Origin of the sequence: Bradyrhizobium sp. SZCCHNR1015, from assembly GCF_032489875.1 — a bacterium.
GTDB lineage: Bacteria > Pseudomonadota > Alphaproteobacteria > Rhizobiales > Xanthobacteraceae > Bradyrhizobium.
The window spans coordinates 695,639-712,821 of sequence record NZ_JAUEYW010000001.1; the positions used below are offsets into that span (position 1 = coordinate 695,639).

Sequence of the window (17,183 nt, forward strand, 5' to 3'; positions counted from 1 at the left end):
TGAGATCACGCCCATCCGACTCAAATTTTCAAACAAATCGTGCGGTCTGTGAACTGGCTCACAGACCCCGGGTAAGCCCGGCCGTAGTGTCCCGGCGTGTCCCAGAGCCCCGCCAGAGCCATGTTGGAACCCCAGACCGACTTCAGCACCGACTACGCGCTGATCGCCGCGGGCGTAGGGGCATCCCTGATCGCCCTCCTCTATCTGCTGCTGGTCTGACGCCGGGCGCGGATCCACGCGCGGCCCTCGCACGCCCCGCCGTACCGACTCTCGTTCCCGCCTCGCGGACATGTCGAACGATCGCGCCGGTTGAGTGCACCGGCATATCGCTCGCGCTCGCGCGGCCTTGAGTCCTGTCGGTTCCGTCAAGCGCGGCATCTGGCGAGTCCGGATTCATCCACCAGATTTACCCGACGGTGAATTGCGCTCAGCTTTCGCTTCCGCTTGGCGCGCGACTGGCGCTTTATCCCCTCCCCTTCAAAGCTGCTAAACACGCGGTCATGGCACTCACCGATTCGAACGTTCACAAGCTGGCGCCGGCTGACGCAGCAACGCCGGCCTATCGCAGCGCTCCTCACAACATCGAGGCGGAACAGGGTCTGCTCGGCGCGATCCTCGTCAACAACGACGCGTTCTATCGCGTCTCGGACTTCCTCGAGCCGAAGCATTTCTTCGAGCCGCTGCATCAGACCGTGTTCGAGACCGCGTCGAGCCTGATCCGGATGGGCAAGGTCGCGACGCCCGTGACCCTGAAGACATTCCTGCCGGCCGACGTCGACATCGGCGGCATGACGGTCGGGCAATATCTGGCGCGGCTCGCGGCCGAGGCGACCACGATCATCAACGCCCAGGACTATGGCCGCACCATCTACGACCTCTCCTTGCGCCGCGACCTGATCGGCATCGGCGAGGACATGGTCAACGTCGCCTATGACGCGCCGGTCGACTTCGCGCCGCGCAATCAGATCGAGGACGCCGAGCGAAGGCTGTACGAGCTGGCCGAGTCCGGCCGCTACGACGGCGGGTTCCAGAAATTCTCGCAGGCGCTGACGACCGCGCTCGACATGGCCGCCAAGGCGTTTCAGCGCGACGGCAAGCTGTCCGGCATCTCCACCGGCCTGCGCGATCTCGACGCCAAGATGGGCGGCCTGCAGCATTCGGACTTGATCATCCTCGCCGGCCGTCCCGGCATGGGCAAGACCTCGCTCGCGACCAACATCGCCTATAACGTCGCCCAGGCCTATGTTCCCGAATTGCAGCCCGACGGCACCTATCGCGCCGCCCAGGGCGGCGTCGTCGGGTTCTTCTCGTGCGAAATGAGCGGCGAGCAGCTCGCCACCCGTATCATCGCCGAGCGCTCCGGCATTCCCTCGAGCCACATCCGCCGCGGCGGCATTACCGAGGCCGATTTCGAGAAGCTGCGCGAGTGCTCGATCGAGCTGCAGTCGCTGCCGTTCTATGTCGACGAAACCGGCGGCATCTCGATCGCGCAGGTGATGGCGCGCGCCCGCCGCCTCAAGCGCCAGAAGGGCCTCGACCTCCTGGTGATCGACTACATCCAGCTGCTGTCGGGCTCGGGCAAGCGCGGCAACGACAACCGCGTCCAGGAAATCACCGAGATCACCACCAGCCTGAAGGCGCTGGCCAAGGAGCTCAGCGTTCCCATCATCGCGCTGTCGCAGCTGTCGCGCCAGGTCGAGAACCGCGAGGACAAGCGGCCGCAACTGTCGGACCTGCGTGAATCCGGCTCGATCGAGCAGGACGCCGACGTGGTGCTGTTCGTGTATCGCGGCGAGTACTACCTCGCCGCCAAGGAGCCGCGCCCCGGCACCGAGGAGCACCAGAAGTGGCAGATGGAAATGGATCTGGCGCTGGGCAAGGCCGAGGTGATCATCGGCAAGCAGCGTCACGGCCCGACCGGCACGGTCGAGCTGCACTTCGACGCCTCGGTCACCCGGTTCGGCGATCTCGCGCATGACGGTCTGCCGCCGCAGCATCACGACTATTGACCTGACGCGGTTGAACCGTGACGCCGTGGCGCGTAAAAGCGCCCCATGAGTGTTCCCGAACAGAAACCCGCCGAACAGCCTGTCTCGGCGGTCGATGACGCTGTCCCGGCCAGCGCCACCGGCGTGCTGACCATCGATCTCGACGCGCTCGCCGCCAATTGGCGCAAGCTGGAAAAGACCGCGGTGCCGGCCGAATGCGCCGGCGTGATCAAGGCCGACGCCTATGGCTGCGGCATTCCCCAGGTGGCGCGCACGCTCGCCGCCGCCGGCTGCAAGACCTTCTTCGTCGCCACCCTCGCCGAGGCCAGGGTCGCCCGCGCCGCCCTGCCCGACTCGGCCGCGCTCTACGTGCTCGACGGCTTCTTCCAGAACACCGGCGACGACTACGCCGCCATCAACTGCCGCCCCGTCATCGGCGATCTCAACGAGCTCGCCGAATGGGACATGTTCTGCCGCCGCACCGGCTGGAAGGGTGGCGCGGCCATCCATGTCGACACCGGCATGAACCGGCTCGGCCTCAGCCTGATCGATGCGCAGAGCATGATCCCGCGCATCCAGAGCGGCGACCATGGCATCACGCTGGTGATGAGCCATCTCGCCTCCGCCGAGCAGATCAACAGCCCGTCGAACGCGCGCCAGCTCGCGGCGTTCCGCGAGGTCGCCGGCGTCTTCACCGGCGTGCCCGCAGCGCTCGCCGCCTCCTCCGGCATCTTCCTCGGCGCCTCCTTCCAGTTCGACATGGTGCGTCCCGGCGCGGCACTCTATGGCGTCAACCCCACGCCCGAGGCCGACAACCCGATGCAGCCGGTCGCCGAGATCAAGGCGCGCATCGTGCAGCTGCGCGACCTCGCGCGCGGCGACACGGTCGGCTATGGCGGCACCTGGAGCGCGCGCCGGCCGACCAAGCTTGCGATCCTCTCGGCCGGCTATGCCGACGGCTACTTCCGCGCCGCCTCTTCGAATGACGGCACCCGCGGCGCCGACGTCATCATCGCCGGCCAGCGCTGCCCGATCGCGGGGCGTATCTCGATGGATTTGATCGCGGTCGACGTGACCGACCTGCCGCCGAAGGCCGCACGCCGCGGCCACTTCGCGACGCTGCTCGGCGAAGGCATCACCGTCGACGAGCTCGCGCATCATTTCGGCACCATCGGCTACGAGGTCCTGACCAATCTCGGCCGGCGCTATCACCGGATCTACAAAGGTGGTGCGGCGCCAGCGGAGAGCTGATCGCGCGCAGCAACGCTCTCTGTCTGACGTCCACACCGCTGCTGCCACCTCGTCATTGCGAGCTGACATGAGTTATCGTTCTCGCGGCATGTCACGCCCGAGGCTTGCATCTCGTTTTTACCCTCTTCGAAAGACGAGGGCGCAGGGAATGCCGGGTGAAGGCCTCACCCATGGCCCGCCTGCAGAAAAAAAGCAGGCGGCAGTCACCACAGGTTCAGCCGGTCAACCGGCATTCCCCGCGCGATGGCTTTACGCCTTATGCGTACTCTCCCCGGGGATCGGCTGTCTTGCCCCCGTGACCGGCGGATCATCACCGCCAGCGTAGCATCAGCGTCGAGATGCCAGGACCATACGTTTTCGACGTGCGCCCCGTGTCGTTCGTCCGCACGACGTCAAGCCATGCTGCGACCCGAAGCGCCCACCACATCCCACCCCGCGTGTCATGACGATCGCGATACGCCCCTCGTGCCGAGGCGGGACGGAGGGAGTGAACCATATTTTTCTGATAAACGGAAGTCAGATATTTTTCGCGAGAGGACTGGACAGGGTGAGTCGCGTTGAGATCGTTGACGGAATTCGTGTTTTGGCGCAGATTTTTAGCCCGATGGACTTGCGGTTCGTTTCCCAGGTCGCCGCAGCGCGCCACCCTATGCGGGACACGTCCCCTGCTCGCCTGGTATGAATACGCCAGCGCGGCTGATAGGGTGATGTACCGTGTGGCGTCCGACATTGGCAGAAGTCGAGGCAGCGGCTCGGATTCTCCACCGGGCAGGGCTTCACCACCATTGGTGGAAGCCTTACCGAAAATCGTACGACGAAATGGCTGCAACCGATCCGATCGCGAAGGATGAGTTCGATGCGATCGTCGAGCAAATGCTGATCGCCGCTCACACCGCGGCGGCGTCGAACCAAGCCGGCGGAGGTTGAATTGACCTGAAGGCCAGTGCGGCGCCAACTCCCATGGAAAGGCAATGACGACGAGAGAGCTTCACTCCTCTTGCGCGCTGCAATGACAGCCATCGGATCGATGAGCCAATAGCGGTTAGAAAGACATCGACCCGGGGAGCGGGGACATGAGTGAGACGTACAAGGCATGGACTGACGCGAACGGCCGGTATTTCGATTGGCTCGAGGAGCTCTGGGCCATGGAGGCTGAATGGAGGGCGAGAGGTGGAGATGCCCGGGAGCTCATGCGACCCGTTTCGGAGTTGCAGGTGCCCAAACTCAGCTTTCTCGTCGAGTGCCTTCAAGCCGTCAGGAGAAATCCGGATGTGATGGGCAAAATCGGCGAAATGGCACGGCTATATCCCACGCCCGATCGCGTGCCGCAGGACGAGTCGTCCGATCTGGCTCATCTCGTTCGGATGTTCTTGACCTGGTTTGAGCTCAAGCGATCAGGACAGGCTGCGTATAAGCCGTCGGCTTTGAACCCGACAGCCTCGGGCGCTCTCTATGCAATTCTATACAATCAAGAACGCAGCGGCCTGCGGTGCTCGGACGCCGATGCGATCAGGCAGGACGTTCTTCCTGCCTTCTTCGTCGACGATATAAGCAAGTAGGCCCGATGAGCGCGCCATTGCGACGGTCAGTGTTCTCACGCTGTTGGACCTTCTGCCGCGTTTCGGCGCGCCCGTTAGGGCCAGGCTACGCGCTGGCTAGGGTGCCTGGTCATGACGGATGTCGTTGGCGCGCTTCATCTCTCGCGCCAGATCGTCGACAACCTGCGCCATGGAGCGGCCATCACTGGCAGTGAGCGACTTCCGCAGCTGCCGCGAACTCCAGAGAATCGCGGCGATGAATATGATGAAGGGAAGCCAGGAGACAATCAGGCTTACGTACCATGGCACATCATTGGTCATACCCAGCCTCTTCTCTGCAATTGTCTACGAGACAGCCCGGCGTTCAGATGAGCCGTGCGACCGGCTACAATCTTCTGTCATTCGCCCGCTTCATCTCATCCGCCAGATCACCGACGATCTGCGCCAGCGAGCGACCATCGCCGGCCGTCAGAGACCTCTGAATCCGACGGGTGCTCCATGCAACGGCGAAGACGAACATGATCAGTGGCAACCAGGCTATGATCAGACTTACGTACCAAGGCACATCGTCATTCACACCCAACCTCCACGCATGGTCTCCGCTCGGCGGACCAGGGTCGAGGCTATGATCTAATCATTAAAAAGTCGGCTGGATGACAACGAGAATCTGCACAATGAGCACATGTAGCTAGGGGCCATATTTTGGTGAGAGGAAGCGCCTCCGCCTCAGGCGCCCGCGCGCGCCACATCGTCATGACGAGCGCAGCGGCGAAGCGACGCAATCCAGAGTCCCACATGCCACCCTGGATTGCTTCGCTCCGCTCGCAATGACTGGCGGATGGATATCGGCACACGGCTGCGATAGCGCCCGCTGCTGTAGCCGCGGCCCAGCGCTCGGCAAGCCGGTAGAGTCACAAATTCGGTGACAGTGCATAAAACTCTCCGCGCCAAGGGCCCGAGTCCCGGTTGACGCTACGATGGAAAGCACTTGCCGAACGCCGCCATCAGGCGGACCGGGCCTTTCAGCCGCAGCGAGCGGGTGAGGACCAGGCGTGCGACCGAGATCTCCTTGGCGAGGAAGCGCAGCCACGCCTTGGCGTCGGCGGTGATGCGGAGGTCGGCCTTGCCGACATGGCCCGGCTGCACGGTCAGCCGGCGGTCGCGGATGGTGACGGTGGCTTCGGCCGTCTCTTGGCCGGTGAAGGTGAAGTGATAGATCGCCGTCAGGCCCTTGGATTTGCCGGGCTGGAAGGTCAGCCGCATGCCGTCGAGGAAGCCGCGGATCGAGGTCGCACGGACGCTCGCCCGCACGAAGCGGATCGTCTTGTGCTGAAAGCGCCGCGCGACGTAGTCGGCGGCGTCGCTGCCGGGCACGACATAGACCGGCTCGGTCCTGCGCGTCAGCGGCTCCAGCACGTCTGCGACGTGCTGCTTGCGGTCGGCGAGATAGGGGCCGATGACGTCGTGGCCGGCGGGGCAGACGGCGAGGCAATAGGCGGCGTTGTAGTTCGGCCCGTAGGACAGGCTCTGCCAGCGCGTCACCGTCTCGGCGTAGCTCACGCGGCTGCGGAGATCGTTGGCCGAGCGCGACTCGGCGATGTCCTCGACGAAGTTGACGAAGCCGCCCATGAATTGCTGATAATTGTGGGTGAGGCAGGCGGAGAAGTCGAAGGCTCCGTCGGGCTTGATCGCCCCGACCGGACAGGCGGCGACGCACAGCTTGCATTCGAGGCATGGATTGTGGTCGAGCGGAGCAGCGACCGCATCGACCTCGGCAGCGATCAACACCGTGCCGAGCAGGATGAAGCTGCCGAAGCGCGGATGGATGACGCTGCGATGGATACCCATGCGGCCGAGCCCGGCGGCCTCGGCGGCGCGCTTGTGCGACACGATCCAGCCGCGCTCCGGAAAACGGTCCATCTCCATCGGAAACGCCATCGCCGGATTGAGCGCGCGGATGCCGCGGTCCTCCAGCACGCGGACGATGCCGCGCGCGACCTCGTCGATGTGGTCGCCCGACCGGTGAAATTCGAGATTGGCGACCGAGCGCGCCGGCGAGCGGACCGGCTCGCGATGCATCCGTCCGACCAGCACCAAGAGCGTGCGCGTCTTGGGAAAGGCTGCGAGAATATGCGGCCGATCCTCGGCAAGGCTGGGATCGTCGATCGAGGCAAGGCCGCAATCATCGGCGCCGCAGGTGCGCGCAAGATCGAGCAGTTCCGATGCCGAAAGCCGCGACGGCGGAGGCGATGGGACGGCGACGGGGGACGGCGTGTCGGTCATCATGGCAGCGCACTCCGGGCTTCGGGAAGGATCGGCTCACGCCGCCTGCGTCATGCCGGCCATCACGCGTGCCAGCATCGCGGCACGGGCCGAGCGCGGCAGCAGCATCAGGCTCGCCTCCAGGGCCTTGGCGAGGAAGCCGGGCCGCACCGTGGTGCGCCGTCCGAGCATGTTGAGCGTGCCGACGGCGACCTCGTCCGGTGTCTGGCCGCTGCGGATCGTCATGTGGGCGCGCTGCCCGAAGCCGCTCATCACCGGCCCCGGCGCCGAGGCCAGCACGTCGACGCCGAACGGCTTGAGCTCCGGCGCGAGACCTTCGGCGAGACTCTGCACGAAGGCCTTGGTCGCCGCGTAGTTGGCGACGCGCGCCACGCCCTGGAAGGCGACGAGCGAGCTCATCAGCACGATGCCGCCGCGCCGGCGCGCGGCGAAGCGGCGCCCGAACAGATGCGTGAGCTGCGCCAGCGCGCGGCAATTGACGTCGATCATGTTCAGCTCGGCTGCGAGATCGCCGTCGACGAACGGCCCCGAAGTGCCGAAGCCGGCGGCCGCGACCAGCAGGCCGACATCGATATCAGCGGTCTCTCGCGCGATCCGGTCGACATCGTCCGGCACCGAGAGATCGGCTGTGATCACGACCGGGCGGATGGGCGTGCGCGGTTCGAGCTCAGCGGCGAGCGCCTCCAGCACGGCGCGGCGCCGCGCGACCAGTACGAGGCCGAAGCCGGCCTCCGCCAGCCGCATAGCCACCGCGCGGCCGATCCCATCGGAGGCGCCGGTCACGACCGCATAGGTGCCATAGGCCCGGCGGAGGCGCTCGGCCTCGGTCAGGGGACGCAGGGATGGGCTGGTCATGGTCAGCTCCTATTTAGATTTCGATCGAACTCTAATTGCAAAGATGTCGAACGACCGCTAAATTGTCAAGCGACACGAGACAGGTTCGATCACATGCGCAAGACCAGGGAACAAACCGCTGAGAGCAAAGCGAAAATCGTCGATACGGCGGCGCGCCTGCTGCGCGAGCGCGGAGTCGCGGGGGCCAGCATCGCTGACGTGATGGCCGCCGCCGGCATGACGCAGGGTGGCTTCTACCGGCACTTCGCGTCGAAGAACGACATGCTCGCTGCCGCCACGCGGCACGCCTTCGCCGCGATGGCCGGCGGCATCGACCGCGACATGGACACAGGCGGCGCCGAAGCGGCGCTCGCCGCCTACGTGGCGCGCTACCTGTCGCGCGAGCACATCGCCCATCCCGGGATGGGCTGTCCCGCGGCGGGCTTCGGTGCCGACGCCGGGCGGATGCCGGACGTGCTCGGCACGGAATTCACCGTCGGCGCCGAGCAGTTGATCACGCGCGTTGCAGCCGGCCTGATTGCGCGCGGCGTTGCAGAGCATGACGCGCGCGCGGAAGCGATCCGCACACTGACGATGCTGATCGGTACTGTCGTCATGGCCCGCGCGCTCGGCGCCTCGCCGCTACAGGACGAAGTCATCGCGGCCGCGACGGCGGCGCTTGCAACGGATTGAACTCGACTGCGCAACTCCGGTGACAAGCATGAAATTTGAGACGATCCGCTCCAGGCAATCCTTCAACTCCGAGAGCTCGGCTTGAAGTAGTCCGGCTGGCCGATGTCGGCGATCAGGCCGATGCCCTCGGGCGTCCAGCCCAGGCGCTGCTGTGTCAGGGCGCTGGAGGCCGGCATGTCCAGGCCCGCGAACATCGCCAGCGGCCCGTAGTAGTCACCAGCCTCCTCCTTTCTGATCGAGACGACCGGCACGTTCAGCGCGCGGCCGACCGCCTCGATGACCTCGCGCATGGGGACGCCCTCCTCGCCGACGGCGTGGTAGATCGCGTCGGCCGTACCTTTCTCCAGGGCGAGCCGGTAGAGGCGGACGACATCCGATCGATGCGCCGCGGCCCAGCGCTCGGCGCCCGCGCCGACATAGGCGGCGCGGCCCTTCTGCCGTGCGAGCTCGACCAGATAGGAAATCAGCCCGGCTTTTCCTGGTGCGCCGTGCACCTGCGGCAGGCGGATCACCATCGCGCGCACGCCACGCGACGCATAGGCGAGACCCGTCTGCTCGGACACGCGCGGGACATGCGCGCTGGACTCGCGCCGCATGTCTTCGGTGACCACCACATTGGCCGCCACGAGCCCCGTTCCGGAGGTGACGATGAACGGCTTGTTCGAGCCCACCAGCACCTCGCCCATGGCTTCGATGGCAGCCTTGTCGATCGCACCGTTCTCCGCGAACTTCGCGAAGTCATGGATGAAGGCCAGATGGATCACGCCGTCGGCGTCCTTCGCGCCGCGCTTGAGGCTGTCGAGGTCCTGCAGCGATCCGCGATGAACCTGCGCGCCCAGTTGCTCGAGCGTGCGGACGTTCTCTTCGGAGCGCGCGAGGCCGATGACCTGATGCCCGGCAGCGATCAGCTCTTTGGTGGTTTCGGAGCCGATGAAGCCGGCGGCGCCGGTGACGAAGACACGCATGAGACACACTCCCTGTTCAGATCGCCGGGATATTGCTACGCTGCTCATGCGGGTAAAGTCGTGACATTATACGGGTATAATCGCTAACAGGATGACGGACAGCAACTCGCTCGGGACCTATCTCCGGGATCGCCGCGCCAAGCTCGATCCGACCGCGTTCGGCCTGCCGCTGCAGCGGCGGCGAACGCCGGGGCTGCGGCGCGAAGAGGTGGCGCAACGCGCCAATGTGAGCGCCACCTGGTACACCTGGCTGGAGCAAGGGCGCGGCGGCGCGCCCTCCGCCGACGTGCTGGACCGCATCGCGCGCGCCATGATGCTGACCGACGTCGAGCGCGAGCATCTGTTCCTGCTCGGTCTCGGCCGGCCGCCCGAAGCCCGCTATCACGCCATCGACGGCATCTCACCCCGCCTGCAACGCGTGCTCGACACGCTGGAATACAGCCCCGCCTTCGTTCGCACGGCGACATGGGACATCGTCGCCTGGAACAGGGCCGCCACGGTCGTTCTCACCGACTACAGCACCCTGCCCGAGGGCCAGCGCAACGTTCTGCGCATGATGTTCCACGACAGCCGCGTCCGCGCCGCACAGTCCAACTGGCAGGCCGTGGCGCGCTATGTGGTCGCGTCCTTCCGCGCCGACGTGGCGCGCGCCGGCGCGGCCCGCAATGTCCAATCGCTGGTCGACGAGCTCTGCGCGACCAGCCCGGACTTCGCGGCGATGTGGCGCGACAATGATGTGCAAGGGCGGCATGGCGATGGCGTGAAGGTCCTGCACCATCCCTTCGCCGGGCCGCTCTCGCTGGAATTCTCGGGCTTCGCCGTCGATGGCCGGCCCGACCTCACCATGGTGATCTACAATCCCGCGACGCCGGAGGATGCGGACAAGATCCGCGCGCTGGTGACGTCGCGACCTAAATAGACACGTGCGCCCTCTCGACTCGCGCCGCCGAGAAGCGCGTGGCAGCCTGATGGGCCGGGCTTTCATAGGCAGCCTTGGCTGCATCGATGCTGCAGCGTGAACCAAAAGGCGATTGCGAGCTTGGTCATCCGGACCATCCCCGCGGCAACGGGCATCATGAAGATCGCGACCTTCAACATCAACAATGTCCGTCGGCGGCTCCCGAATCTGCTGCGCTGGCTGCGCGCGGCCAAACCCGACATCGTCTGCCTGCAGGAGCTGAAATGCACCGAGGTCGATTTCCCCGTCGATGCGATCGCCAAGGCCGGCTATGGCGCGGTGTGGCAGGGGCAGAAGACCTGGAACGGGGTCGCGATCCTGGCGCGGAAGGCCGAGCCAGTGCTGACGCGCACCACCCTGCCCGGCGATCCCAGGGATCGCGACGCCCGCTACATCGAGGCCGCGGTGCGTGGCATCGTCGTCGGCTGTCTGTATCTGCCGAACGGCAATCCGCAGCCGGGGCCGAAATTCGACCACAAGCTCGCCTGGTTCAAGCGGCTGCACAGGCACGCGGCCAAGTTCATCAAGGACGACCTGCCGGTCGTGCTCGCCGGCGACTACAATGTGGCGCCTGATACGCTCGACATCTATCCGACAAAGTCCTGGGACAAGGACGCGCTGATCCAGCCGAAGAGCCGCGCCGCCTTTCACGCGCTGGTCGATCAAGGCTGGTGCGATGCGATCCGCACGCTGCATCCGAAGGCGCCGATGTTCACGTTCTGGGACTACAAGCGCAACCGCTGGCCGCGCGATGCCGGCCTGCGGCTCGATCATCTGCTGCTGAGCCCGCAACTCGCGCCGCGCCTTGCCAAGGCCGGCGTCGACCGCGCCATTCGCGGCGAGGACGGCGCGAGCGATCACGCGCCGGCGTGGATCGTGCTGACATAGTCCGAAGGTCGCGCGCGTCGGAGCTTCAGCCGCGGTCCGGCCAGGTCTGCTGCAGGTTGGTCGCCCGCTCCGGCAGGCCCTCGGTCAGCACCGCCATGCCGCCGCACACCGGCAGGTGTACGACGAGGCTCGCGGCGTCGGGCACGTTCGGGCGCGGCGTCACGTTCCACAGCATGATCTCCTGGCGCGTGCGCCGGATCTCCCTGAACTCGTAGCTGAAGGTCTCCGAGCCGCGCGGATATTCGCGCCAGAGCTGGCCTTCCTTGCGGAAGCTGCTCTGCGTGCCGTCATAGCGATCGGCATAGGACAGGCAGGCCGGCACATTCAGCGCGTCGAGCACGGCCGCGCCGACGTTCGACGCCGCGGGAATGACGCTGTTCACCGCGCCGATCGCAGCGAACACGGTCGTGATCACGCCGGCGGCCATCGCGAGCCAGCCGGCCCTGGTCGCGGCCGGCCGCGCGGGCGCTTTCGCGGCTGATGTCTTGGATGCAAGACCCCGAGGGGACGTCAGATGGAGCTGGGCCATGACGCGTTTCTCCGATGGTGCGGCGAGGATGGATGCCCCGCCGGGCTGCCTTCATCGGAGATCAGTCTGACCGATCGCGCTCCCGGCGAATGTGACGCCGATCACAACCTGGAATCATCACCGCGTGGCGTCACACCGAGAGCGTGACGGCGCCCCGTCAGTCCCGGCCCGCATCCATGATCGCCTGCGCGAGCCGGCCGGGATCGGAGAAGCACAGCTCATGGCTGCCGGGCACCTGGACCAGCCGGAACAGGCCGAGCTTGCCGGACAGGCGCGGGTGCCATGGCAGGCTGTGCGGCAGCGCCGTGTCCTCGGTGCAGTTGATGTAGGATTTCGCGATTGCCATCTCGGCGGGATTGGTGCGCAGCGTGATCTTGTCGGTGAAGGTCTTGTTGGGATGCGGATTGAGCATCTCATAGGTGCGCGTCGCGGTGGCGAGATCGGCGTCGTTGATGAAGGCCTCGCGCCAGACCGGGAACGGCAGCACCACCGAGCCGTCGCCGCGCTCCACCGCCACCGCGTCGAACAGCGCAACATAGTGCGGTGGCACCATGTCGTTGAGGCACTCGCCGTCGTTGGGCACGAACGCGTTCCAGTAGACCAGGCGGCGGATGCGCTGAGCGATGCGGTCGGCGACGCCGGTGATGACCATGCCGCCATAGGAGTGCCCCATCAGCACGGCGTCGGTGATGTCGTGCTCGGTGAAGTAGTCGCAGATCGAGGCGATCGCCTCGTCGAGTCCGGTGGTCTTGGCGTCGCCGGGGCGGTTGCCGCGGATGGTCGGCAGATGCACCGTGTGGCCGGCGGCGCGAATAGGCACTGCGACCGGTTCGAGCTCGGCGCCGGTATGCCAGGCGCCATGGACCAGGACGTAGGTTGACATGATCACGTTCCTTTGCACGATGGAAGGCGGTGCAAGGACTATGGGCCGGACCGCGCCCGCGGCGCTTGGCTGCAACTGAACCCGATTGGTCTCGGAGTGAACCGATGGGCGCCGAGCCGGAACGGCAGCGGAGCTGGAATACGGCAGCGGTGCGGCCGGAGGAGCAGTTCTCGTATTACCGCGAGGCGATCTGCCAGGCCTTCATGAACCTGACGCCGGAGCCGGCGCGCGGCATCGGATTCGCCGCGGAGGTGCAGAGCATCAGCGTCGGGAGCGGCGCCATCAACCGCGTCAGCTTTCCCGAGCACATCGTACGTCGCTCGCGCACGGACATCGCCGCTTCCACCCAGCGCTGCTTCTATCTCAACCTCAAGCTCGCCGGCCGCTGCACCATCCTGCAGGACGAATGCGATGTCAGCCTGTCCGCCGGTCAGGTCGGTATCTTCGACAGCGACCGCACCTTCGTGCTTCAGCACGATCGCGGGCCGTCGCTCGGCGTGATCTCGTTCCGCGTCCCAGCCGATGCGCTGTTCGGCCGCCTGCCGGCGGTGCCGGACATCGCGCCGACGCGGCTGTCCGACGACCCGTGCGTCGGCGCACTGATCGTGGAGACGGCGCGCTCCCTCAACGCCAACGCGCTGCGGCTCGCGCCGGACGATGCGTCGGCGCTGTTCGGCGTGCTGCTCGATCTGGTGGCGCTGAGCCTGGCGCGTCGCGGCCGCCGCGAGACGCATGCGACCACCTCGTTTGCCGATGCGACGACCTTGGCGCTGCGCCGCGCCATTCACGAGCGGGTGCGCGAGCCCGGCCTGACGGTGGCGACCATCGCATCTGTCGTCGGGATCAGCGAGCGCTATGTGCACAAGCTGCTGGCCCGCGCCGGCACCAGCTTCTCCGAGTTGGTGATGGAGCGCCGGCTCGATGGCGCAGCGCGCGATCTGCGCGATCCCGCCCGTGGCGGCGACATCGGCCGTATCGCCTTCGACTGGGGCTTTTCGGATCTGTCGCACTTCACGCGCCGCTTCAAGCAGCGTTTCGGCATGCGCCCGCGCGACTGGCGCGCGGAGACCGCGCGTCACTCGGGCTGACAGCCCCGCCGGCTCAGCGCGGACTCGGTTCGCGCGCTACGCCCCACAGCCAGATTGCCGCCAGCAGGACGAGCGAGCCGACGAACGCCGCGACGACATCGCGCAGCGAAATGACGATGCTGCCCATGCCTGGAAACAACCCGAACATGTTGAACAGGACACCGCCGATGAGGGCGCCGACGCACCCCAATCCGATGTTGGTGAGGAGCCCGAACCTGCCCGGCGGCGCTTCACCAGGATTCCGGCAAGGCCGCCACCAATCAAGCCGACGACGAGCCAAGTCCCTGCATGTACCAGTGTGAACATTCTTCACTCCGTCGGTTTGCCGTCGCACTTCGGTAGGAGCATCACGGCCAGCAGCAAGATCATGAGAGCACGTTGCCGAGCGAAGCGGGACCGCCGGTTGCTCCACGGATGCAGCCAGATCAGGGGTCACGCTCGCAGAGCCGCGCGAATCGCGCACTTGCAGGTTACATCGATTTCGTTGCCATGAGCTGAGCAGATCGGATGAGTTCGCGACCTGATCGCGAACTGCACGATGCGCAGGCCGGCGTCCCTCACAACGTGATGCGGCCCTGCTTGCTTCGAATGGCGATTCCGCTTCGAAGTCGCGGAGTTATTCCGAATTGACAATCATTCTAACCTATTCGTCTCGAACACGCGCAGCTCATGCGAACGCTTCGCACGCAATGGACTACGTAGTTCCCCCGAGTTCATACGATCCGCGGAATCGGGAATAGTGTCTTTCCCGCAGAGCGGGCACGTTTTTCTCGGATCGTCACCTCACGATCCAATCGAAATACTCGGACCGATTCCCGGAAATGCGGAGGCGTGTATGATCGACAGACGAATGCTCATCAAAGGCGCGGGAGCGGCGTTGGTCGCATCCGAACTCGGTTTGCCGGCCGCGCAGGCCGAGTCCGCCGATCCGCTCTGCTACGCATCGGTCGCCGATCTCACCGCCATGTTCCGGGCCCGCAAGGCGTCGCCGGTCGATCTCCTGAAGGCGCAGATCAAGCGGATCGAAGCCTACAACCCGAAGGTCAATTGCATCACCTACGAGCACTTCGACCAGGCGATGAAGGAGGCCAAGCAGTCCGAAGACCGTTATCGGCGCGGCAATCCGAGGCCGCTGGAAGGGATCACGGTGGCCATCAAGGACGAATTCTCCAGGCCCGGCTGGCGGACGACACAGGGCTCGCTCATCTACAAGGACTCGCCGCCGGCAACGGAGAACGCGGCCATCATCGACTCGCTCGAGGCGGCTGGCGCCGTGATGCCGTTCCAGACGACCGTGCCGGAATTCTATCTTTTCCTCGGCGCATCCACCCGCGCCTGGGGCACGACGCGCAATCCATGGAATCTCGAATATTCTCCGGGCGGGTCGTCGGCGGGGTCCGGCGCGGCGCTGGCCGCGGGCTTCACGACGCTCGCCCTCGGCTCCGACATGGGCGGCTCGATCCGAATTCCCGCCTCACAATGTGGTCTCTATGGCTTCAGGCCGCCGTTCGGACGCGTGGCCGGCGGGGAAATCCCGTTCTCGACCTCGGGCCCGATGGCGCGGCGCTTCGACGATCTCGTCCGCCTCCAGAACGCGATCGTCGGTCCGTCCGAGCGGGTGATGGCCGCGATGCGCCCTCGCCTCGACTATCCCACTCGTTATCCGCGCCTTTCCGGATGGCGCATCGCCGTCGATTGGGGCGCCGGCATTGCGGAGGTCATACCCTCCGTGAAGGCTGCGATGCTGGGAGGCATCGCGGCGCTGCGCGCCGCGGGTTGCACGGTGGACGAGGTCGATTGCGGCTTCACGAAAGCCCACAAGATGGTCTTCATCCGTGGGCTGATGTCGACGTCCATCGGCACCGCGATCGAGATCTCGAATGCGCATCGCGATCAGCTCTCGCCCTACATGACCGAAATGCTCGACCAGGTCGGCCCGGTCGGACCGCGCCAGGCCGAAGACGCCGAGGAGCTGCTGCAGCGGCTGCACCGCCAAGTCCAGCAGCGCGTGTTCGGGAAGGGCTACCGCATTCTGCTCATGCCGACCATGGCAACGCCTCTTGTCGGGGCCGACATGTTCAAGAGCAAGGACAACAAGGTGGACCCGTGGGTGGGCACCGGCCTGAACCTGGCGCTGACGTGGCACTGGAACCTGCTCAACCGCTATCCCGTCGTCGAGGTCCCGCTCGGCTTGGTCGAGGACCGCATGCCCGCGGGCATGCAGGTGATCGGCCAGACCTACACCGATCTCGACACGTTCCAGTTCGCGTCCAACTGGTCCCGTCTTCGGCGCTCCCTGTTCGCGGGCGAGCGTTTCCCGACCTTCACCTGATGCAAGCGGGGCCATACGGTGCGGACGCGAGACAATGGCTGCCAGAGCAGCGCTTCGACAGCGAGGTCGACAAGGATTCCGAGAGCTTTTCGACGTGCGGTTCTGTCGCTCCTGATCGCGGCGCTCTGCCATGACTCCGGCGCCCTGGCACAGCAGGCCAGGACGCCGTCGCTCGAAGATCTGGCCAAGGCGGCGCAGAACCCGATCGCGGACACGATCAGCGTCGGCCTTGAGAACATCGCGATGCCGAATACGGGCCCGTACCGGCAGACGGCCGACGTCTTCAAGATCGAGCCGGTCATCCCGTTCGAGCTCAATGCCGACTGGAATCTGGTGACGCGCACGACCATTCCCGGCATCGCCCAGGTGCGCTTCTCCCCTGAGCAGGGCCGGATCGGCGGGGTCGGCGACATCAACCAGATCTTCGCGCTCACCCCGTCGCATTCGGGCGCCCTCATCTGGGGTGTCGGCCCGACCTTTTCCTATCCGTCGGCGACCGATCCCGCCCTCGGTTCGGGAAAATGGAGCGCAGGTCCGACCCTCGTCGCGCTGACCATGCCGGGTCCGTGGGTGCTCGGGGTGCTCGCCAACAACATCTGGTCGTTTGCCGGTCCGAGCGACCGCGCGCCGGTGAACCAGATGATGCTGCAGTACTTCGTGACCTACAACTTCTCCGACGGGTCCTACGTCAGCTCGAGTCCCATCATCACGGCGAACTGGCTCGCGAAGGGCAATGATCGCTGGGTCGTCCCGATCGGCGTCGGCGTGGGCAAGCTCTTCATGGTCGATAGGCAGCCGATCAATGCCGAGGTGGGCGTCTACTACAACTTGTTGAAGCCGGACCAGGCATCACATTGGCAGCTTCGGGCGAGTCTGGCTTTCCTGTTTCCAAAATGATTCTGCTCCGATCGAACGGCCTCTGCCGCCGCGAGTCGCAAGGCGGCGTGCAATCC

17 protein-coding genes are annotated in these 17,183 nt (G+C 65.8%); 10 read left to right on the forward strand and 7 right to left on the reverse strand.

What is annotated here, in order from left to right:
• Positions 1-500 precede the first annotated feature (500 nt).
• The 4 genes from QX128_RS03210 (at position 501) to QX128_RS03225 (ending at position 4,798) form a co-directional block, all read left to right on the forward strand.
• Positions 501-2,009, forward strand: coding sequence for a replicative DNA helicase (locus QX128_RS03210; protein ID WP_315755750.1), 1,509 nt, complete (start codon positions 501-503; stop codon positions 2,007-2,009).
• Positions 2,010-2,054: 45 nt separating this feature from the next.
• Positions 2,055-3,239, forward strand: coding sequence for an alanine racemase (gene alr, locus QX128_RS03215; protein WP_316236642.1), 1,185 nt, complete (start codon positions 2,055-2,057; stop codon positions 3,237-3,239).
• Positions 3,240-3,968: 729 nt separating this feature from the next.
• The gene (locus QX128_RS03220) at positions 3,969-4,166 is read left to right on the forward strand and encodes a hypothetical protein (RefSeq protein ID WP_316236643.1); all 198 of its coding nucleotides are present in this window, start codon (positions 3,969-3,971) and stop codon (positions 4,164-4,166) included.
• A 146-nt stretch (positions 4,167-4,312) separates the two neighbouring features.
• Positions 4,313-4,798 (forward strand): hypothetical protein, encoded by a 486-nt coding sequence (locus QX128_RS03225; RefSeq protein WP_316236644.1) that lies wholly within the window; start codon positions 4,313-4,315, stop codon positions 4,796-4,798.
• A gap of 96 nt (positions 4,799-4,894) precedes the next feature.
• Here QX128_RS03225 and QX128_RS03230 read toward each other — a convergent pair whose 3' ends face one another.
• The 4 genes from QX128_RS03230 to QX128_RS03245 all read right to left on the reverse strand — a co-directional run bounded on the left by QX128_RS03230 (position 4,895) and on the right by QX128_RS03245 (position 7,915).
• Positions 4,895-5,098 carry a hypothetical protein gene (locus tag QX128_RS03230; RefSeq protein WP_316236645.1) on the reverse strand — a complete coding sequence of 68 codons (204 nt, stop codon included), beginning with the start codon at positions 5,096-5,098 and terminating at the stop codon, positions 4,895-4,897.
• Positions 5,099-5,162: 64 nt separating this feature from the next.
• The gene (locus tag QX128_RS03235) at positions 5,163-5,354 is read right to left on the reverse strand and encodes a hypothetical protein (RefSeq protein ID WP_316236646.1); all 192 of its coding nucleotides are present in this window, start codon (positions 5,352-5,354) and stop codon (positions 5,163-5,165) included.
• Between the two features lie 395 nt (positions 5,355-5,749).
• The gene (locus tag QX128_RS03240; protein ID WP_316236647.1) at positions 5,750-7,063 is read right to left on the reverse strand and encodes an SCP2 sterol-binding domain-containing protein; all 1,314 of its coding nucleotides are present in this window, start codon (positions 7,061-7,063) and stop codon (positions 5,750-5,752) included.
• Between the two features lie 33 nt (positions 7,064-7,096).
• Positions 7,097-7,915 carry an SDR family NAD(P)-dependent oxidoreductase gene (locus QX128_RS03245; RefSeq protein WP_316236648.1) on the reverse strand — a complete coding sequence of 273 codons (819 nt, stop codon included), beginning with the start codon at positions 7,913-7,915 and terminating at the stop codon, positions 7,097-7,099.
• A gap of 93 nt (positions 7,916-8,008) precedes the next feature.
• On the opposite strand from QX128_RS03245, the gene QX128_RS03250 reads away from it, so the two are divergent.
• A complete protein-coding gene (locus tag QX128_RS03250) occupies positions 8,009-8,587 on the forward strand; it encodes a TetR/AcrR family transcriptional regulator (protein WP_315800311.1) in 579 nt (192 codons plus the stop codon).
• A gap of 62 nt (positions 8,588-8,649) precedes the next feature.
• Here the strand turns inward: QX128_RS03250 and QX128_RS03255 are convergent, their stop codons facing one another.
• Positions 8,650-9,552: an SDR family oxidoreductase gene (locus tag QX128_RS03255; protein WP_316236649.1), complete on the reverse strand. Its 903-nt coding sequence runs from the start codon at positions 9,550-9,552 to the stop codon at positions 8,650-8,652.
• 91 nt (positions 9,553-9,643) lie between these two features.
• Between QX128_RS03255 and QX128_RS03260 the strand changes: the two genes are divergently transcribed.
• Both QX128_RS03260 and xth read left to right on the forward strand, forming a co-directional pair.
• Positions 9,644-10,471, forward strand: coding sequence for a helix-turn-helix transcriptional regulator (locus tag QX128_RS03260; protein WP_316236650.1), 828 nt, complete (start codon positions 9,644-9,646; stop codon positions 10,469-10,471).
• 156 nt (positions 10,472-10,627) lie between these two features.
• Entirely contained in the window at positions 10,628-11,398 is a 771-nt protein-coding gene (gene xth, locus QX128_RS03265) for an exodeoxyribonuclease III (RefSeq protein ID WP_316236718.1), read from the forward strand.
• 25 nt (positions 11,399-11,423) lie between these two features.
• Here the strand turns inward: xth and QX128_RS03270 are convergent, their stop codons facing one another.
• Together QX128_RS03270 and QX128_RS03275 are read right to left on the reverse strand one after the other, a co-directional pair.
• Positions 11,424-11,927: a hypothetical protein gene (locus QX128_RS03270; RefSeq protein ID WP_315800314.1), complete on the reverse strand. Its 504-nt coding sequence runs from the start codon at positions 11,925-11,927 to the stop codon at positions 11,424-11,426.
• 157 nt (positions 11,928-12,084) lie between these two features.
• Positions 12,085-12,810, reverse strand: a complete 726-nt coding sequence (locus QX128_RS03275; protein WP_316180944.1) for an alpha/beta hydrolase — start codon at positions 12,808-12,810, stop codon at positions 12,085-12,087.
• A gap of 104 nt (positions 12,811-12,914) precedes the next feature.
• Here QX128_RS03275 and QX128_RS03280 point away from each other — a divergent pair, with 104 nt between their 5' ends.
• The 3 genes from QX128_RS03280 (at position 12,915) to QX128_RS03290 (ending at position 17,127) form a co-directional block, all read left to right on the forward strand.
• The gene (locus QX128_RS03280; RefSeq protein WP_316180946.1) at positions 12,915-13,898 is read left to right on the forward strand and encodes a helix-turn-helix domain-containing protein; all 984 of its coding nucleotides are present in this window, start codon (positions 12,915-12,917) and stop codon (positions 13,896-13,898) included.
• An 835-nt stretch (positions 13,899-14,733) separates the two neighbouring features.
• On the forward strand, positions 14,734-16,230 hold the full coding sequence (locus QX128_RS03285) for an amidase (protein WP_316180948.1): 1,497 nt from the start codon (positions 14,734-14,736) through the stop codon (positions 16,228-16,230).
• Between the two features lie 18 nt (positions 16,231-16,248).
• Positions 16,249-17,127, forward strand: a complete 879-nt coding sequence (locus tag QX128_RS03290) for a hypothetical protein (protein ID WP_316180949.1) — start codon at positions 16,249-16,251, stop codon at positions 17,125-17,127.
• The last annotated feature ends 56 nt before the right edge of the window (positions 17,128-17,183 follow it).